Annotated in this window: 16 protein-coding genes and 1 riboswitch; of the genes, 11 read left to right on the plus strand and 5 right to left on the minus strand. The window is 66.4% G+C overall.

The annotated features are described in order from the left end of the window. The first annotated feature begins 10 nt into the window (after positions 1-10). The 3 genes from B4F51_RS22185 to B4F51_RS22195 are packed head-to-tail and all read left to right on the plus strand — an operon-like array spanning position 11 to position 3,807. Positions 11-1,162 (plus strand): ABC transporter permease, encoded by a 1,152-nt coding sequence (locus tag B4F51_RS22185; protein ID WP_296228904.1) that lies wholly within the window; start codon positions 11-13, stop codon positions 1,160-1,162. Between the two features lie 9 nt (positions 1,163-1,171). Next, a complete protein-coding gene (locus tag B4F51_RS22190) occupies positions 1,172-2,629 on the plus strand; it encodes a bifunctional enoyl-CoA hydratase/phosphate acetyltransferase (protein ID WP_296228905.1) in 1,458 nt (485 codons plus the stop codon). Continuing rightward, complete coding sequence (locus B4F51_RS22195) at positions 2,626-3,807, plus strand: acetate/propionate family kinase (protein ID WP_296228906.1); 1,182 nt, start codon at positions 2,626-2,628, stop codon at positions 3,805-3,807. Before B4F51_RS22190 ends, B4F51_RS22195 begins: the two co-directional genes overlap by 4 nt. A gap of 20 nt (positions 3,808-3,827) precedes the next feature. Here B4F51_RS22195 and B4F51_RS22200 read toward each other — a convergent pair whose 3' ends face one another. Beyond that, a complete protein-coding gene (locus tag B4F51_RS22200; RefSeq protein ID WP_296228907.1) occupies positions 3,828-4,763 on the minus strand; it encodes a GlxA family transcriptional regulator in 936 nt (311 codons plus the stop codon). Positions 4,764-4,883: 120 nt separating this feature from the next. Between B4F51_RS22200 and B4F51_RS22205 the strand changes: the two genes are divergently transcribed. Together B4F51_RS22205 and B4F51_RS22210 are read left to right on the plus strand one after the other, a co-directional pair. Continuing rightward, a complete protein-coding gene (locus tag B4F51_RS22205; protein WP_296228909.1) occupies positions 4,884-5,570 on the plus strand; it encodes a DJ-1/PfpI family protein in 687 nt (228 codons plus the stop codon). 75 nt (positions 5,571-5,645) lie between these two features. Beyond that, positions 5,646-6,425, plus strand: a complete 780-nt coding sequence (locus B4F51_RS22210; protein ID WP_296228910.1) for a 5'-methylthioadenosine/adenosylhomocysteine nucleosidase — start codon at positions 5,646-5,648, stop codon at positions 6,423-6,425. A 37-nt stretch (positions 6,426-6,462) separates the two neighbouring features. On the opposite strand, the gene B4F51_RS22215 is transcribed toward B4F51_RS22210, so the two are convergent. Beyond that, positions 6,463-7,074 (minus strand): DJ-1/PfpI family protein, encoded by a 612-nt coding sequence (locus B4F51_RS22215; RefSeq protein ID WP_296229144.1) that lies wholly within the window; start codon positions 7,072-7,074, stop codon positions 6,463-6,465. A gap of 97 nt (positions 7,075-7,171) precedes the next feature. Here B4F51_RS22215 and B4F51_RS22220 point away from each other — a divergent pair, with 97 nt between their 5' ends. The 3 genes from B4F51_RS22220 (at position 7,172) to B4F51_RS22230 (ending at position 10,458) form a co-directional block, all read left to right on the plus strand. Beyond that, a complete protein-coding gene (locus B4F51_RS22220) occupies positions 7,172-8,509 on the plus strand; it encodes a PLP-dependent aminotransferase family protein (protein ID WP_296228911.1) in 1,338 nt (445 codons plus the stop codon). Positions 8,510-8,619: 110 nt separating this feature from the next. Continuing rightward, positions 8,620-9,471, plus strand: coding sequence for a c-type cytochrome (locus tag B4F51_RS22225; protein ID WP_296228912.1), 852 nt, complete (start codon positions 8,620-8,622; stop codon positions 9,469-9,471). Between the two features lie 312 nt (positions 9,472-9,783). Beyond that, positions 9,784-10,458: a zinc ribbon domain-containing protein gene (locus tag B4F51_RS22230; RefSeq protein WP_296228913.1), complete on the plus strand. Its 675-nt coding sequence runs from the start codon at positions 9,784-9,786 to the stop codon at positions 10,456-10,458. A gap of 21 nt (positions 10,459-10,479) precedes the next feature. Here B4F51_RS22230 and B4F51_RS22235 read toward each other — a convergent pair whose 3' ends face one another. Then, entirely contained in the window at positions 10,480-10,989 is a 510-nt protein-coding gene (locus B4F51_RS22235) for a DUF1697 domain-containing protein (protein ID WP_296228914.1), read from the minus strand. A gap of 209 nt (positions 10,990-11,198) precedes the next feature. Between B4F51_RS22235 and B4F51_RS22240 the strand changes: the two genes are divergently transcribed. Further along, positions 11,199-11,630, plus strand: coding sequence for a hypothetical protein (locus B4F51_RS22240; protein WP_296228915.1), 432 nt, complete (start codon positions 11,199-11,201; stop codon positions 11,628-11,630). Between the two features lie 199 nt (positions 11,631-11,829). Further along, a complete protein-coding gene (locus B4F51_RS22245; protein ID WP_296228916.1) occupies positions 11,830-13,209 on the plus strand; it encodes an FAD-containing oxidoreductase in 1,380 nt (459 codons plus the stop codon). A 75-nt stretch (positions 13,210-13,284) separates the two neighbouring features. Here the strand turns inward: B4F51_RS22245 and B4F51_RS22250 are convergent, their stop codons facing one another. Beyond that, entirely contained in the window at positions 13,285-14,367 is a 1,083-nt protein-coding gene (locus B4F51_RS22250; protein WP_296228917.1) for a calcium:proton antiporter, read from the minus strand. Positions 14,368-14,487: 120 nt separating this feature from the next. Beyond that, positions 14,488-15,330 (minus strand): spherulation-specific family 4 protein, encoded by an 843-nt coding sequence (locus B4F51_RS22255; protein WP_296228918.1) that lies wholly within the window; start codon positions 15,328-15,330, stop codon positions 14,488-14,490. A gap of 63 nt (positions 15,331-15,393) precedes the next feature. After that, positions 15,394-15,484, minus strand: a riboswitch (cyclic di-GMP riboswitch). Positions 15,485-15,956: 472 nt separating this feature from the next. Between B4F51_RS22255 and B4F51_RS22260 the strand changes: the two genes are divergently transcribed. Continuing rightward, entirely contained in the window at positions 15,957-16,403 is a 447-nt protein-coding gene (locus tag B4F51_RS22260) for a GNAT family N-acetyltransferase (RefSeq protein ID WP_296228919.1), read from the plus strand. Positions 16,404-16,503: the final 100 nt, after the last annotated feature.

The following is a 16,503-nucleotide window of genomic DNA, read 5'->3' on the forward strand; positions in this document are numbered from 1 at the left end:
GGCCCGTGCCATGTCCAGCCGTATGACAGATCGCCGCGCTGCCCGCCTGAGCAACATCTTCCGCCTCGGCATCAAGGAGTTGTGGAGCCTGGCGCGCGACCCGATGATGCTGGTGCTGATCGCCTATACCTTCACGTTGTCGATCTATGTGGCGGCCACGGCCATGCCGGAGAGCCTGCACAACGCCACGATCGCCATCGTGGATGAAGACAGCTCGCCGCTCTCGGCACGCATCGTATCGAGTTTCTATCCGCCGCACTTCCGGACGCCCGCGCTGATCCCGCTCACCGAGATGGATGCGGGCATGGACAGCGGGCGCTACACGTTTGTGCTCGACATTCCGCCCAACTTTCAGCGCGATGTGCTGGCCGGGCGCGCACCGGCCATCCAGCTCAACATCGACGCGACCCGCATGAGCCAGGCCTTCACCGGCAACGGCTACATCCAGCAGATCGTCTCGGGCGAGGTGAACGAGTTCCTGCAGCGCCATCGCGCTGCGCCCAGCGCACCGGTCGACCTTGTGCTGCGTACGCGCTTCAACCCCAACCTGGAGCAGACGTGGTTCGGCTCGTTGATGGAGATCATCAACAACGTGACCATGCTGTCGATCATCCTGACCGGCGCCGCGCTCATCCGCGAGCGCGAGCATGGCACCATCGAGCACCTGCTGGTGATGCCTGTCACGCCGTTCGAGATCATGACCGCCAAGGTGTGGTCGATGGGGCTGGTGGTGGCAGCGGCGGCGCTGGTGGCACTGGTGTGCGTGGTGCAGGGCGCGCTGCGCGTGCCGATCGAAGGCTCTATCCTGCTGTTTATGCTGGTCGCCACGCTGCACCTGTTTGCTACCACTTCCATGGGCATTTTCCTGGCGACGGTGGCGCGCTCCATGCCGCAGTTCGGCATGCTGCTGGTGTTGGTGCTGCTGCCGCTGCAATTGCTTTCCGGTGGAACGACGCCGCGCGAGAGCATGCCGCAACTGGTGCAGGACATCATGCTGGCGGCGCCGACCACGCATTTTGTGGCGGCATCGCAGGCGATTCTTTATCGTGGTGCCGGGCTGTCCGTGGTGTGGCCGCAGTGTCTGGCCATCTGCGCCATCGGGGCCGCGCTGTTTGTCGCATCATTGACACGTTTTCGCCGGACCATCAGCCAGATGGCATAAGGAACGAACATGGACACAGCCACGGACACGCCGTCCGAACCGACTCCGACAACGCCACTACCGGGCGGTGATCTGAGCGTGGTGCGCAACCGCACCTTTGATGAGATCGCGGTGGGCGACAGCGCCGCCATCCGGCGCACGCTCACGACCGAGGACGTACAGCTATTTGCCGTGCTGTCGGGCGACGTCAACCCGCAGCATCTGGACGCGGAGTTTGCGGCGTCGACGCGTTTTCACGGCGTGATTGCCCACGGCATGCTGGGTGGCGCGTTGATCTCCGCAGTACTCGGCACGCGGCTACCTGGCCCCGGCACGATCTACCTGGGGCAGACGCTGCAGTTCCACGCGCCGGTGCGCATTGGCGATACGCTGACCATCCGCGTCACCGTCACGGGCAAGGAGTACGAGAAGCGACGGCTCAAGCTGGAATGCACCTGCACCACCGACACCAATACCGTCGCCATCACGGGCGAGGCCGAGGTCATCGCGCCCACCGAGCGGATCGAGCGCCCGCGCACGACATTGCCGGACGTTCGCATGACGGTGGGCGGCAATGGCGTACACCGCCTGCTCGACCATGTGCGCCCCTTGGGGGCGATCCGCACGGCCGTGGTCCATCCGTGCGATGCGTTGAGCTTGTCCGCTGCGCTGGATGCGCAAGCCGAAGGCCTCATCGTGCCGTGCCTGGTTGCGCCGCGTGACAAGCTGATGCGTGTGGCTGCCGAGGCGGGGCTCGACCTGACCGGCATCGAGATCGAGGACGTGCCGCACAGCAACGCAGCCGCTGCCCGCGCCGTGCAGCTTGTGACGCAAGGCAAGGTGGAAGCGCTGATGAAGGGCAGCCTGCATACCGATGAGCTGATGGCCGCCGTGGTGCAGACCGATGCGGGGTTGCGCACCAGGCGCCGGATTAGCCATTGCTTCGTGATGCAGTCGCCGGCGTATCCGCGCCCGTTTATCGTGACGGATGCCGCCATCAATATTGCGCCGACGCTGGAGCAGAAAGCGGACATCGTGCGCAACGCCATCGACCTGGCACACGCGATCGGTGTGGCGCAGCCGCGGGTGGCGATTCTGGCGGCGGTTGAGACGGTCAACCCGAATATGCCCGCCACGGTCGACGCCGCAGCACTGTGCAAGATGGCCGATCGTGGCCAGATCGAAGGCGGCGTGCTGGACGGGCCGCTGGCATTTGACAACGCCGTGTCGGTGGCGGCTGCGCGCATCAAGGGCATCGTCTCCGAGGTGGCAGGGCAGGCCGACGTGCTGGTGGTCCCCGATCTGGAAAGCGGCAACATGCTTGCCAAGCAGTTGGAGTATCTGGGCGGGGCAGCCAGTGCGGGCATCGTGCTCGGCGCGCGCGTGCCCATCGTGCTGACCAGCCGTGCCGATTCGCGTGAATCGCGCATTGCCTCGTGCGCCATTGCCACGCTGCTGGCGCACCGCTACCGCATGCTGCCGCCATGAACGATTGCATTGTGGTTCTGAACTGCGGCTCGTCGAGCATCAAGTTTGCGTTGTTCGACGTAACGCACGGCCCATTGCCGCGTACGCCCTCCTGGAGCGGCAAGGTGGAGGGCATTGGCACCGACCATCCGGTTGTTACCGAAGCCGGGCGGCCGGCCGAGCCCGTGAAGCTCGATGCCGCGCAGCCATACCATTCGGCGCTGCTGCAGATTCGCCACCGCGTAGAGCGGGTGCTCGGCGGCCGCCGGCTGGCCGCCGTTGCGCATCGGGTGGTGCACGGCGGAGCGAAGTATTTCGCGCCGGTGCGTGTCGATGCCGAGGTGCTGGCCGATCTGCGCAGCTACATCCCCCTGGCGCCGCTGCACCAGCCGTTTGCCCTGGAGGCCATCGAGGCGCTGCTGTCCGATCTGCCGGAAGTGCCGCAGGTGGCCTGCTTCGATACGGCGTTCCACCATACGCTGCCGCAAGTCGAGAAGATGCTGCCACTGCCCTATGCGGCCTGGGAACGCGGCTTGCGGCGCTACGGCTTTCACGGGCTGTCGTATGAGTACATGTCGATTGCGCTGGCCGAGCGTTACGGCGATGCCGCCCGTGGCCGCACCGTGGTTGCACACCTGGGCAGCGGTGCCAGCCTGTGTGCCATGCAGGGGTTGGCGAGCGTGGCAACCACGATGGGCTTCTCCGCGCTCGATGGCCTGATGATGGGCACGCGTTGCGGCGCGCTGGACCCGGGCGCCGTGCTTTACCTGATGGAGATCGAAAAGCTCTCGCTGGCCGAGGTCGGCCACGTGCTCTATCACGAGTCGGGCTTGCTCGGCGTGTCCGGCGTGTCGTCCGACCCGCGTGACCTGCTGCCGCGCGAGGCAGACGACGCGCGCGTGCAGGCGGCCCTGGCACTCTACGTTCGGCGCATCGTTCGCGAGATCGGCGCCCTGACGGCGGTGCTGGGCGGGCTCGATCTGCTGGTCTTCACCGCCGGCATTGGCGAGCACAACGCCGTGCTGCGCGAACGTGTCGTGCACGCGCTCGGTTATCTCGGCGCGCAACTGGACGACGCGGCCAACGCCGCACATGCGGCCGTCATCTCCACACCGGCCAGCCGCGTGCGCGTGGCGGTGGAACCCACCAACGAAGAGTGGGTTGCCGCGCGGCACGCGGTGCAATGCGTTCTGGGGTGATTGCCTTGGCGCGAGCGGTTCTAGCGCGCCCGTAACACCGACGGCGGCATCCCCAGCAGACGCTGAAAGCTGCGCCGCATGCGCTCGGTATCGCCGAATCCGCATTCATTCGCCACGCGCTGCATCGAGGTTGCGCCGCTCTCCAGCGCGGCGCGCGCAGCCTCCACGCGCAGCTTTTCCACAGCCTTGGCAGGCGTGAGGCCGGTTTCGGCCTGGAACGCGCGCGCGAAATGGCGTGGGCTCATGCAGGCCTGCTCGGCCAGATCGCCCACGCGGTGCGGCGCACCGAGGTTGCGCCGCACGTGATCCAGCAGCGGCTTGAAGCGGCCGCGGGCCGAGTCCATCTCATTCAGTGCAGAGAACTGCGATTGCCCCCCGGGCCGCCGGTAGTAGACGACAAGCTGCCTGGCCACCGCGCGTGCTACACGTTCACCCAGGTCTTCGGTAATCACGGCGAGCGCCAGGTCGATGCCGGCGCTGATGCCGGCGCTGGTCCAGAAGCGGCCATCGTTCACGTAGATGCGGTCGGCCTCCAGCCGCACTTGCGGAAACTCGCGCGCGAACTGCTCGCTGCGGCACCAGTGCGTGGTGGCGCGCCGGCCATCCAGCACCCCCGTCGCGGCCAGCAGCAGGCTGCCCGAGCACACGCTCGCCACACGTGCCTCCCGCGCCGCACAGCGCTGCACGAACCGGCGCGTGCGTGCGTCGGTGATGGCGGCATCCACGCCGTCACCGCCGGCCACGAGCAGCGTGTCGACCTGGCTTGCGGGCGGGAGCGCCTCGGCGGCCCAGCATGCGCCCGATGAACTGCGCACCAGGCCGGGCTGCGCAGCAACGATCCGCAGTGCGTAGTGCGCATCCCGGTAGTGGCTTGCCACCTCGAACGCGGCCACCGGCCCGGCAGCGTCGAGCACCTGGAAGTCAGGAAACACAAGAACGGCGATCCGATGGGACATGGCTGAAATGGGGTATGGCAGAAAAGGTGGGAACCAAGACATTGCTGCCAGAACGATAGAGCGCGATGCTACAAGTCGTCAACCCGACTGGCGTCAACCCACACGAAGGAGATTCGCATCATGACGACTGCCCCGTTCATCGTTGTCTTTGCACTGTTCGACCGCGTCACCCAGCTGGATTTCACCGGCCCCAACGAGGTGTTCTGGCGCCTGCCTGGCGCGCAATGCATCATGGCCTCCGCGCGCGGCGGAGAGATCCGTGCCGACGGCGGCCTCACGATCTCGAACGTGCAGCGGCTGGCCGACATCCCGCATGCCGACCTCATCTGCGTGCCCGGCGGCTTTGGTGTGATCGAGGCGATGGGCGATGCGGATTTCGTGCGCGAACTTCGCCGGCTGGCGCAAGGCGCCCGCTATGTCACCTCGGTGTGCAGCGGGTCGCTCGTGCTGGGCGCTGCCGGATTGCTGCGCGGCAAGCGGGCGGCCTGTCATTGGGCCTGGCGCGATCTGCTGCCGCCGTTCGGCGCGATCGTGGACGAAGGCCGCGTGGCGCGCGACGTCAACCTCATCACCGGAGGCGGTGTCACCGCCGGCATCGACATGGCGCTCACCGTCATGGCCGACATTGCCGGCGCCGAGTACGCGCAATCGGTGCAACTGGGCATCGAGTACGCGCCGGCGCCGCCGTTCGAATGTGGGCGGCCTGAGCTTGCGGCACCGCAGATCCTGCAGGCCGTGACCGAGCGGCTGGACCGCCTGCGCGCAGACCGCTATGCAGCGGTGGAGAAGGCCGCGCAGCTCATCTGAACCCAGGGTGCGGATTGCGGCGACAATGGCGTCTTTCTTGACACCCTTGCCGCCAAGAGTGGCGCCGCATCCTGCATGAACATCGCATCCTCCAACCCCAACGGCCCGCTCGGCATTGTGGCCGCTTTGCATGAAGAGATCAGCGAGCTGCTGACGCTGCTGTCCGGCGCCCACCGCGTGCGCATCGGCAGCCGGGATTTCTGGACGGGCAAAGTTGAGGGGCAGGCGGTGGTCGTGGTGCTTTCACGCATCGGCAAGGTGGCGGCGGCGTCCACGGCGGCGGTGCTCGTGACGCATTTCGGGGTGCGTGCCGTGGTGTTTGCGGGCGTGGCCGGCGCGCTTGCCCCCGGGGTGGCGGTGGGGGATGTAGTGGTCTCGGCGGAACTGCTGCAGCACGACGTGGATGCCTCACCGCTGTTCCCGCGCTGGGAGATTCCCCTGACGGGCGTGGCGCGCTTTGCGGCCGACGCATCGCTGGCGCGGGGCCTGCAGGAGAGCGCCGGCGCCGTCCTGGCCGATCCTCAGGCGCTCCTGGGGCTGGAGGTCATGCGCGCGTTTGGGATTGCCGCGCCGCAGGTGCATGCCGGCCTGATCGTCAGCGGTGATCGCTTTGTCTCCACCTCGGCCGAAAGCGCGGCACTCCGGGGTGACCTGCCCGATGCGCTGGCCGTTGAAATGGAAGGCGCCGCGGTGGCCCAGGTTTGCCATGAGTGGGGCGTGCCGTTCGCAGCCATCCGCACGATTTCCGACCGGGCGGACGATGCGGCCAGCGTGGATTTTGCGCAGTTCATCGCGCAAGTGGATTCGCGTTACAGCGTCGCCATCTTGCGCCGATGGCTGGCCGGGGCCAGCTAAAGCGCCCAGGCCCCCGCATGCTTCCTGCTCGCTCGCTTCAGGCGGTGACGCGCTCCAGGTAGGGTTCGATGTTCTTCAGGGCGTTCGCCACATACGCCTCCTTCTCGCCGACGGGCGCCACGTAATGCAACGCCGCGCGAGCGGCTTCCAGCCCTTCCGTACGCGCGATGACCCAACCTGCGATATAGGGTGAAGCCAGGCACCCGCCTGCCGTCGCGACGTTGCCCTGCGCGAAGAACGGTTGGTCCAGCACTTCCACGCCGGCTTCCTGCACCCAAGGCCTGGTCGTCAGGTCCGTGCATGCCGGCACGCTGCCGAGCAGCCCGAGCTTGGCCAGGACGAGCGTGCCGGAACACTGTGCGGCAATCAGTTGACGCGACGGATCGAGCGCCAAGCGTTGCATCAGCCCCGCATCGGCCACGACCTCGCGCGTGCGCATGCCGCTGCCCACGATGACGACATCGGCCGTGCGCGCCGCTTCCAGCAGCGATTGCGCGTGCACGGTGACGCCGTTCATCGACGTGACCTCCGGCTGCGGGCAGCACAAGGTCACACGCCAGTCGGGCTTTTTGACGCGGTTCAGTACGCCCAGGGCGATGATCGAGTCGAGCTCGTTGAATCCGTCGAACGTGAGGATGGCGATATGCATGGCTAGGCTGGGCGCGGAGCCCTGGCGGGTTGGGATGCCAGGCATGCTAGAGCGCGAAATCAATACAATCAAAAAATTGTCCTGAGTACATCGCGCCATGACCCAAGCCCGATATCAGTCGCTGGCCGACGCACTGGCCGCGCAGATCCGTGCCGGCCACCTGCCGCCCGGCACGCGTTTGCCTACCCATCGCCTGCTCGCGCAGCGCCATGGCATCGCGCTGGCCACCGCCACGCGCGTCTATGCTGAACTTGAATCGATGGGGCTGGTAAGCGGCGAGGTGGGGCGTGGCACGTTCGTGCGCGAGACGGCACTGCCGCGCAGCCTCGGTATCGATCAGCAAGCGGTGGCGGCCGGCGTGGTCGATCTGAACTTCAACTACCCCTCGCTGCCGGGACAGGCCAAGCTGTTGAGCCACGGCTTGCGCGAGCTTGCGGCCCGGGGTGATCTTGAAGCGCTGCTGCGCTATGCCCCCCACGGCGGCCGGCCCCACGAGCGCGCCAGCGTCGCCCGGCACCTGGCGAACCGGGGCCTGGCCGTCGAGCCTGGCAACGTGCTGATTGTCGATGGCGCGCAGCATGGGCTGGCCGTCGCGGCAATGGCGCTGCTGAAGCCCGGCGACGTGGTCGCGGTCGATGCGTTGACCTATTCCGGGTTCAAGGTGGTGGCCGACATGCTGCACCTGGAGTTGGCCCCGATTCCTGCGGCAGGGCTGGGCCTCGATCTCGACAAGCTGGAGCGCCTTTGCGCGCGCCGCCGCGTGCGAGCCGTCTACGTCATGCCCACGCTTCACAACCCGCTTGGCTGGGTGAGCGGCATGAGCTGGCGGCGCCGGTTGGCTGCCATCGTGCGGCGGTACGGCCTGGTTGCCATCGAGGACGCGGCCTACGCCTTTCTGGAAGCCCGTGCGCCTGCCCCGCTCGCAACGCTGGTGCCCGAGGCCACGCTCTACGTTTCAGGTTTGTCCAAGAGCGTGGCGACCGGCTTGCGTTTCGGCTTCATCGCCGCCCCGGTCGCGTGGGTGCCCAAGCTTGAACGCGCCATCCGCGCGACGACCTGGAATACGCCGGCCATCGTCACGACCCTGGCCTGCGCCTGGCTCGACGACGGCACGGTCGACCGCCTTGAAGCCGAGAAGCGGTGCGATGCGGCAGCGCGGCAGGCGATCGCGCGGAAGGCCCTGGCCGGGCTGACGTTCGTTGCGCACCCGGCGTCGTATTTCGTCTGGCTCGCGTTGCCGCCCGAGGTGCGGGCCGACCGCGTGGCCGCCGCCCTGCAAGACGACGGCATCTCCGTGTCGACAGCAGAGCCCTTCGCCACGTCGAAGCAGGTGCCCCACGCACTGCGCCTCGCGCTCGGTTCCGTCAGCCTCGACCGGTTGCATGCGGCCTTGCAGACGGTCAAGCATCGCGTTGACGAGCAGGTGTACCGCTGATGCCAGTCACGCCGGCCATGCTGAATTCCGCAGGCTTGAATACACTCTCGTCCGAACCACGATGTTGGAACATTCGAATGGCTTGGCCCATGAGAGAACACGGAGAACATATGAAGCGCTGGCTCGTGACGATGGCGGGATGGATGGTCTGCGCGTGCGCAACCTTTGGCGGCGCGGCGTATGCTGCGGACCCGGTGACGCTCATCGTCGCCGTGGGCGCGCAGCAGCAGACCTGGGAACGCGATGCGCTGCTGCATGACCAGCGCCTGACAAATGTCACCGTTGAAGACGAGAACCTGAAGCGTCGCCTGACCTTCAAGGCGATCCCCGTGACGGAGTTGTTCCGGGGCCAGTTGACCAGCCCGGACGCCAGCGCCACCACCGCGGCCAGCGATGGCTATGTGTCGCACCTGCCGATGCGTCTGCTGCTGGCTGACCGCGCCGACGGCCCGCGCGCCTGGCTTGCGGTGGAAGATCCCGCCGCGCCGTGGCCGATGCTCAAGGGTCAGGACATCGGGCCGTTCCGCCTGATCTGGACGGCGCCGGCAGCCAAGGCATCCGTGGTGAACGAGAGCCTGTGGACCTACAACATCGTGCGTATCGATGTGGCCGCTGTGCCCGAAGCGCGTTTCGCCGCCATTCGGCCCGCCGCCGGGCTGCCTGCTGATGGGCCCGTCATGCGCGGCTTCGCGACTTTCCAGCGCGTCTGCTTTTCCTGCCACACGCTCAACCGCGCGGGCGATGCCAACCTGGGGCCGGACCTGAACGTCCCCTACAGCCCCGTGGAATATCTGGGTGACGATAAGCTGCGCCACCTCATCCGCGACCCGCAATCGCTGCGCTGGTGGCCGAACGCGCGCATGTCGGCCATCGATGAGAAGACGCTCTCCGAGGCCCAGCTCAACGAGCTGCTGGCCTACTTGCACCACATGGCGCAGCGCAAGGCGATGGTCACGCACTGACGGCCGCGCTCGATGCCCGGTACGCCTGGTATTGAGGTGGAGGACATTGCCCAGCGCCACGGCCCCAATACCGGCGCGCTGGTGATGTGCTGCAATCGACCCGTATGCAAGGGCGCATGGCCGCTCGCTCAAGCCGCGCTGGCAATCGATCTGGCGGGATGACCGTCCACGAGAAATCTCATCATCAACGCTGTGCTAATGTGCGCGTGCACGCGCCGGCCGAGTGTTAACAAATAGAAATATGACGCTCTGCCGGTGCTGCTTCATTGCACTCTCTGGCCCGGGGGGGCCGACATTTTTGGCGAGCCGTTGATGAGCAACGATAGCGATCTGCATTTCTCAAACAACTACCGCGACCTGTGCATTCAGTCGGGAACGGGCGCCGGGTTCCAGTTCGAGTTTTATTGCCAATGCTGCAGCGACACCTGGCGCTCGTCGTTCGAGCCCTACCGCAGTGGCCAGGCGTCGGGCTGGATGCGCGAAGCCGGTGGCCTGCTCGGCGGTCTGTTCGGCGGGTTCGGCAATCAACTGGACAACGCGGCCGAAGGGCTGGCGCGTGCGGGTTGGGGTACGTCGCGGGATGCCGCGTTCAAGACGGCCATCGGCTCGGCACAGGCGCACTTTCATCGTTGCGCGAGCTGCCATCGGTATTCCTGCAGCCAATGCTGGAGCCCCGACACCGGCCTGTGCCAGAGCTGCGCCCCGGACCTCGCCGCCCAGGTGCGCGTGGCACGGCATGCCGGCACCATGGAGGCAGCCACGGATGCTGCCAAAGAGGCTGGCAAGGGTCAGGCGGCCGACGTGGAAATCAACGCCGCACGCACGCTCGTTTGCCCGGAATGCCATACCGAAACGCATGGCGCCAAGTTCTGCCCGCAGTGCGGCCACAACCTGACCGCCAAAACCGCGTGCGGACATTGCAAGACCGAACTGCCGGCCGGCAGCCGGTTCTGCCCAGAATGCGGTCAAGCTGCTTCGGGCGGCTGATGTACCGGCCGATTTTCTGAGCTATTCATTCGCCCACGCAACCAGCGTGGCGATGGTGTTCATGTTGCGCGCGGTCCCCGTCCTGGCGACGGGGATCTTCAGTTTGGAGTGCGCCATGCCGTCGCCGTAGTGCACGTAGATCTCTCGCACGCCAAGCGCGATGTCTTCTGCCTGGCGGCCGCTCACGGCTGCCAGCGCATCGGCCGGCGGCGGCGTATCGAGAAAGACGGCGACGGTCCGGTTGGGCGCTGCCGACTTGAACGGATTGCTTTCCAGCACGGCGGCCAGCTCCGCACCCGTGCGCACCAGGACGCCCACGGGCTTGCCGGCGTAGTCCTCCAGGCAACGCTCCAGCTTGGCCTTTACCGAGGCCTCGGACAGCCGGCTTTGAAAGAAGACGTTGCCGCTCGCAATGTAGGTGCGCACGTCGGCCAGCCCGATGGACTCGCACATGGCTCGCAGCTCTGCCATCGGCAGCTTGCCGGTGCCACCAACGTTCACGGCACGCAGGAAGGCGACGTAGATCGGCATGGGGTGTTCTCCTGAGCTTCACAATCTGTACATTTTGTTACCGGATTGACCGGATTGTTTAACCCGGCCAGCCACCGGCCCTGTATTCTGCGCCGCAACCCGTTGAGCCCGATTGCGTCCTGACGGGCTCTCAAGCGGTGAGCCGTTCACTTGTTGACCAACGTGAATGCTGCACCGAGCCTACATTTGCGAGCAAGGAGAACACCAGCATGTGGAAGAAGATGGCCCCCACCCTCATCGTGGCAACTCTCGCCGGCCTGACGGCTTTGCCGGCAGCGGCGGATGACCTGCGCAATGCACTCGGCGGCGCCCTGGGCGGTGCCGGTGGGGCCGCAGTAGGCGGTGCAGTCGGCGGGCAGACCGGCTCGGTGATCGGCGGTGCCATTGGCGGCGGTGCCGGCGGCGCGCTGACGGCGAATGGCCACGAGCGCAAGGGTGCCATCATCGGCGGTGCGGTCGGTGGCGGTGTGGGTGCTGCTGCTGGCAATGCCATGGGCGGCCGCACGGGCGGCATCGTCGGCGCGGGCTTGGGTGGTGGCGCAGGCGCGGCGCTGGGCGGCAACGTGCAGCGCAATTCGTATCCCGACCACGATGGTCGCGGCCGAGGTCATCGCCATCACGGTAAGCATCACCGCGACTAATCCGACGCATCCTCTGGGCGCTCGCGGCCGAGCGCTCGCGACCAACGACCGTGCCCGCGCACGGTCGTTTTTTTTCTCCTCCGCTCTGGCGAAGGCGCGATGCCTTCCAGAAATCGGTCGCCGGTGTTGTGCGATCGACCTACCATAGCCAGACGGGCGCGGTGCCGTGCATGCCGTAGCCGCCACGAAGGAGAGCGCCATGACGCAACGCTTCGACGCCATCATCATCGGAACCGGGCAGGCCGGTCCGCCGTTGGCCGCGCGGTTGTCCGCCGCGGGCATGAAGGTGGCCATCGTCGAGCGCGGACGGTTTGGCGGTACGTGCGTCAACACCGGGTGCATCCCCACCAAGACGCTCGTGGCCAGCGCCTATGCGGCACGCCTGGCGCAACGTGCGGCCGAATACGGAGTGGTGATCGGCGGTCCGGTCACGGTCGACATGCAGCGCGTGAAGGCGCGCAAGGATGAAATTTCCGGACGCTCCAGCCGGGGCGTGGAGCAGTGGGTCCGTGGCCTGGAGCACGGCACGGTCTTCCAGGGCCACGCGCGCTTCGAGAGTGCGCATACCGTGCGCGTCGGCAGCGATCTGCTCGAAGCTGGACGGATCTTCATCAACGTCGGCGGCCGCGCGCTGATTCCGCCCATGCCGGGCCTCGATCAGGTGCCCTACCTCACCAACGCGACGATGATGGACGTCGACTTTCTGCCCGAACACCTGATCGTGGTCGGGGGCAGCTACGTGGGGCTCGAATTCGGCCAGATGTACCGGCGCTTCGGCTCGCGGGTGACGATCGTGGAGAAAGGCCCGCGCCTGATTGCCCGTGAAGACGAAGACGTGGCGCAGGCCGTGCGCGAGATCCTGGAGGCCGAGGGGATCGACGTTCAGGTTGCCGCCAATTGCCTGAGCGTGCGGCGCGATGGAGGCAACGTGGTGGTCGGATTGGACTGCACCGGAGGCGCGCGTGAAGTGTCGGGTTCGCATCTGCTGATGGCAGTCGGGCGCGTGCCCAACACCGACGATCTCGGCCTGGACAAGGCCGGGGTCGAGACCGATGCGCGCGGCACCATCCGCGTGGATGAGCAACTGCGCACCAACGTCCCCGGCATTTGGGCCATGGGCGATTGCAACGGCCGCGGCGCGTTCACGCATACGTCCTACAACGATTACGAGATCGTCGCGGCCAACCTGCTCGACGATGATCCGCGCAGGGTGTCGGACCGCATTCCGGCGTATGCCATGTACATCGACCCACCCCTCGGCCGCGTCGGCATGACGCTGGCCGAGGCACGACAATCCGGCCGCAAGCTGCTGGTGGGCACACGCCCCATGACGCGCGTCGGACGCGCCGTGGAGAAGGGCGAGAGCCTGGGCTTCATGCGCGTGATTGTGGATGCGCAGACCCACGAGATCCTGGGCGCTTCCATTCTGGGTGTGACGGGGGACGAGGTCGTGCATTCGCTGCTCGATGTGATGTACGCCAGGGCGCCATACACCACAATCGGCCGCGCCATGCACATCCACCCGACCGTGTCGGAATTGCTGCCGACGCTGCTGCAGGAGATGCGGCCAATGCAGTAGCGCTGGGCTGCAGGAAAAAAAAAGAAGGGCGCCATCAAGGCGCCCCGCGTGTTGGTCGATCGCAGCGTGCGCCCGTCAGGGCACGACGGACAGGAACAGATACGCCGCAAAGATCGCCAGGTGAACCACACCCTGCAGGATCGTCGTGCGGCCCTTGCCGAGCGTGAGCGCCGAGACGACCAGCGTGAGCATCAGCAGGACCATTTCCTTTGGCCCCAGCCCCAGTTCGAGCGGCCGGCCGATCCAGATGAACACGGCGGCCACCGTGGGGATGGTCAGCCCGATACTTGCGAGCGCCGAGCCCAGTGCAAGGTTCAGGCTGGTCTGGATGCGGTCGGCATTGGCCGCACGCAGGGCCGCGAGCCCTTCCGGCAGCAGGACCAGGGCCGCGATGACAATCCCCACCGTTGCCGGCGGCGCCCCGGCGCTCAGCAGGGCGGCTTCCACCGACGGGGACAGCACCTTGGCCAATCCCACCACCGCCACCAGGCTCACCATCAACAGCACGGTGCTGGTCAGCGCCACGCGCATGGGCGGCGGCGGCGCATGCACGTCTTCGTTGGAACCCTCGGCGAGGAAGTAGTCGCGGTGGCGGATGGTCTGCACGATCACGAAGCAGCCGTACAGCACCAGCGACGTCACCCCGGCAAAGCCGAGCTGCGATGAGGTCATGACCGGGCCTGGTGTCGAGCTGGTGTAGTTCGGCAGCACCATGGTCAGCGTCACCAGCGCGGCCAGCACCGCCAGCGCCGCGTTGGCGCCGGGTGCCTGGAATGCCTGCTCGCGATGTCGCAGGCCGCCGACGAACAGGCATATGCCCACGATGCCGTTGCAGATGATCATGACTGCGGCAAACACGGTATCGCGCGCCAGCCCTGCCTTCTCGGGCCCGGACGACAGCATGACCGACACGATCAGCGCCACCTCGATCACGGTCACGGCAATGGCCAGGACCAGCGTGCCGAACGGCTCGCCCACCTTGTGCGCCACCACCTCGGCATGGTGCACGGCAGCGAAGACGGCCCCGGCCAGCGCAAGCGCCATCAGCGCGATCAGCCAGCCGGGCAGAGACATCAACGTGCCGGCCACCAGCACCACCCATGCGAGCAGGGGTGCGGCAATCGTCCAGGGGGGCAGCTTGTTGGAAGTCAGGGCCACGGAGTTCTCCTTGTTGTTGCCTCAAGCCCCGCATGCGGCGGCGGGCGAGGTGGGATGTGCATGCTGCCCGAATATAAAGCATGCATCTCCACCGGCCCGGCGCGGCCCCAAAATCTCACATCATTTTGCGGCTCCCGCTGCCGAGACTTCCTGGCTCCAATAGGCCGGCAGGGCGCCATACGGGTTGGGCAGCGTCTTGGACGTGAAATACACGCTGCCCGCGTCCTTGGCCGACGCGCTCTGCATGAAGGTCTGCATCTGCGTGGCTGACGCGGCGTACACGATATGCGCGAACCGGCTGGTCGGGTAGTTGGCCTGCCACGCCAGCGGTGCGTAGCTGGCGTAGTGCTTGGCGTTGTCTTCAAACACGACGATCTGGTCCGCCACCGGCAGGCTGGCGTAAATCTCAGGCACGTTGGTGCCTGGGTTGCCCGTGACCGCGTAGTTGGCCGACAGGCCCTTGATGTAGTTGTAGACCGACTGGTAGAACTGGATGTGCGCGGTGACGCTGTCGTCGGTCATTTCGTCGATGAAGAAGCCGTCGACCTGGTATAGCGCCTGATAGGTGTTGATGTCCTGCACCACGGCAGACAACGACCGGTTCGTGTATGACGTCGATACGTACCCGATCACCTTGCCGCCACTGGCGTGCACCTTGGCCACTGCGGCGACGTAGTTGGGGTCTTGCGTCGTGCCTGGGCCGCTGTTGGGGTTGAGGATGACGGTGGTCGGCACCGTCTTGGCCGTCGAAGCGAGCGTGCTCCATTGGGTCGCGCCGGTGCCGGACGGATAGATGTATGCGGGCACTAGGAGCCCTTCGGCCTTGGCATGCGGAGCGCCGATCAGCGTGCAGGCTGCAATGGTGGCCACCGCAGATGCGATGCGCGCGAGCGCGCCTGCCGAAGATGCCACAGCCTTCGTGGCGAATGCGGGCGCAAGCCCCCCCGTTTGTGTCGTTTTCATTATGTGCCTCCTGACCACGCAGAGGTCTGCGTGCGTCAATTGGCCCGCCGCCATTGCGGGTCAGCGGGCAACTGGCTGACTTCCCTCGTTTCCCCCGCGGGAAGTCCCTTTAGCTTTGCGTCGCCGGATCACTCCGGTTTTGCCAAACCTCTGGGCTCTTGCCCATTGGCCGAAGACTCTACCGGGCCTCCGATTTTCGGGCAAACACAGATTGTGCAAACGCACTATGTGAGCGCAGGAGCGTTGTCGGAAACCGACGGGTGCCTCGGTCGAGGGGGGCAATCCGCGGGGGCTCGCCCGCTAGGCCAGATGACGGACGGGAATGCCCGGATTGCCTGCGGCGTTGTCTTTCGCGCCGGGCCGCAAACCCAGCAGGAATTCGTTTGCGTGGCGCTGGCAGGTCGGCCGATCGGCGTGACGCGGACGACCGATTTCCGAGGGCGGTGTGCGGGTTTCATCCCGCTTTCCGGCTGCGGGTGCTAGTCTGGGCTCTCCCTATCCAACGGTGAGCTCGACTCGGAAAAGCGTTGAGAAGGGAGGGGGGAATGCGTTTTGCCCCATCACGACAGAAGCGTGTCGCAGACGTCTCGTCGTCAGCGAGCATGCTCCCGGAGACCGCATCCACCATGCAGACAGACGACATTCACCTGCGCCAGGCCTCTCTCGACGATTGGAGCGAGGTGGCCATGCTCCTCAAACGCTGCGGCCTGCCCGCAGACGACACCCAGGACAGTATCGAAGCCTTTCACGTGGCCCTGGACAAGGGACGCATCGTTGGCTGTGCCGCCGTGGAGCATGGCGGCCGATCCGTCGTGGTGCGCTCGGCTGCCGTCGACTTCGCCTACCGGGAGCGCGGCATCGCCAGTCGGCTGATCGAGACGCTGCTGCTGCGCGCACGCGGCACCGGCGCGCGTGAAGCCTATCTGCTGTCGACGACCGCGCCGTTGTATTTCGCGCGCTGGGGGTTCTCGCTGTTTCCCGCAGAGAAGGCGCCGGCGGAAGTGAGGGCATCGACGGTCTTCCGTAATGCTGAGCGCACTTCGGCGTTGTGTATGCGGTGTGACTTGCAGTAAGGCCGAAGCGCCTCAAGCGGTCAGCAGAAGCGGCACAACACGCTGATCAGCCAGGCTGTCGCTCCGTGTGCGCAACGGGAGCCGACACTGCGTGCGAGAG

It is taken from the genome of Ralstonia sp. UBA689 (genome assembly GCF_002298975.1).
In the GTDB taxonomy this organism is placed as follows: domain Bacteria; phylum Pseudomonadota; class Gammaproteobacteria; order Burkholderiales; family Burkholderiaceae; genus Ralstonia.

What these genes read in the sequence shown, in the direction of transcription:
- B4F51_RS22185 (WP_296228904.1), top strand. Translation starts at nt 11, where the DNA reads ATGTCCAGCCGTATGACAGATCGCCGCGCTGCCCGCCTGAGCAACATC.
- B4F51_RS22190 (WP_296228905.1), top strand. Translation starts at nt 1,172, where the DNA reads ATGGACACAGCCACGGACACGCCGTCCGAACCGACTCCGACAACGCCA.
- B4F51_RS22195 (WP_296228906.1), top strand. Translation starts at nt 2,626, where the DNA reads ATGAACGATTGCATTGTGGTTCTGAACTGCGGCTCGTCGAGCATCAAG.
- B4F51_RS22200 (WP_296228907.1), bottom strand. Translation starts at nt 4,763, where the DNA reads ATGTCCCATCGGATCGCCGTTCTTGTGTTTCCTGACTTCCAGGTGCTC.
- B4F51_RS22205 (WP_296228909.1), top strand. Translation starts at nt 4,884, where the DNA reads ATGACGACTGCCCCGTTCATCGTTGTCTTTGCACTGTTCGACCGCGTC.
- B4F51_RS22210 (WP_296228910.1), top strand. Translation starts at nt 5,646, where the DNA reads ATGAACATCGCATCCTCCAACCCCAACGGCCCGCTCGGCATTGTGGCC.
- B4F51_RS22215 (WP_296229144.1), bottom strand. Translation starts at nt 7,074, where the DNA reads ATGCATATCGCCATCCTCACGTTCGACGGATTCAACGAGCTCGACTCG.
- B4F51_RS22220 (WP_296228911.1), top strand. Translation starts at nt 7,172, where the DNA reads ATGACCCAAGCCCGATATCAGTCGCTGGCCGACGCACTGGCCGCGCAG.
- B4F51_RS22225 (WP_296228912.1), top strand. Translation starts at nt 8,620, where the DNA reads ATGAAGCGCTGGCTCGTGACGATGGCGGGATGGATGGTCTGCGCGTGC.
- B4F51_RS22230 (WP_296228913.1), top strand. Translation starts at nt 9,784, where the DNA reads ATGAGCAACGATAGCGATCTGCATTTCTCAAACAACTACCGCGACCTG.
- B4F51_RS22235 (WP_296228914.1), bottom strand. Translation starts at nt 10,989, where the DNA reads ATGCCGATCTACGTCGCCTTCCTGCGTGCCGTGAACGTTGGTGGCACC.
- B4F51_RS22240 (WP_296228915.1), top strand. Translation starts at nt 11,199, where the DNA reads ATGTGGAAGAAGATGGCCCCCACCCTCATCGTGGCAACTCTCGCCGGC.
- B4F51_RS22245 (WP_296228916.1), top strand. Translation starts at nt 11,830, where the DNA reads ATGACGCAACGCTTCGACGCCATCATCATCGGAACCGGGCAGGCCGGT.
- B4F51_RS22255 (WP_296228918.1), bottom strand. Translation starts at nt 15,330, where the DNA reads ATGAAAACGACACAAACGGGGGGGCTTGCGCCCGCATTCGCCACGAAG.
- B4F51_RS22260 (WP_296228919.1), top strand. Translation starts at nt 15,957, where the DNA reads ATGCAGACAGACGACATTCACCTGCGCCAGGCCTCTCTCGACGATTGG.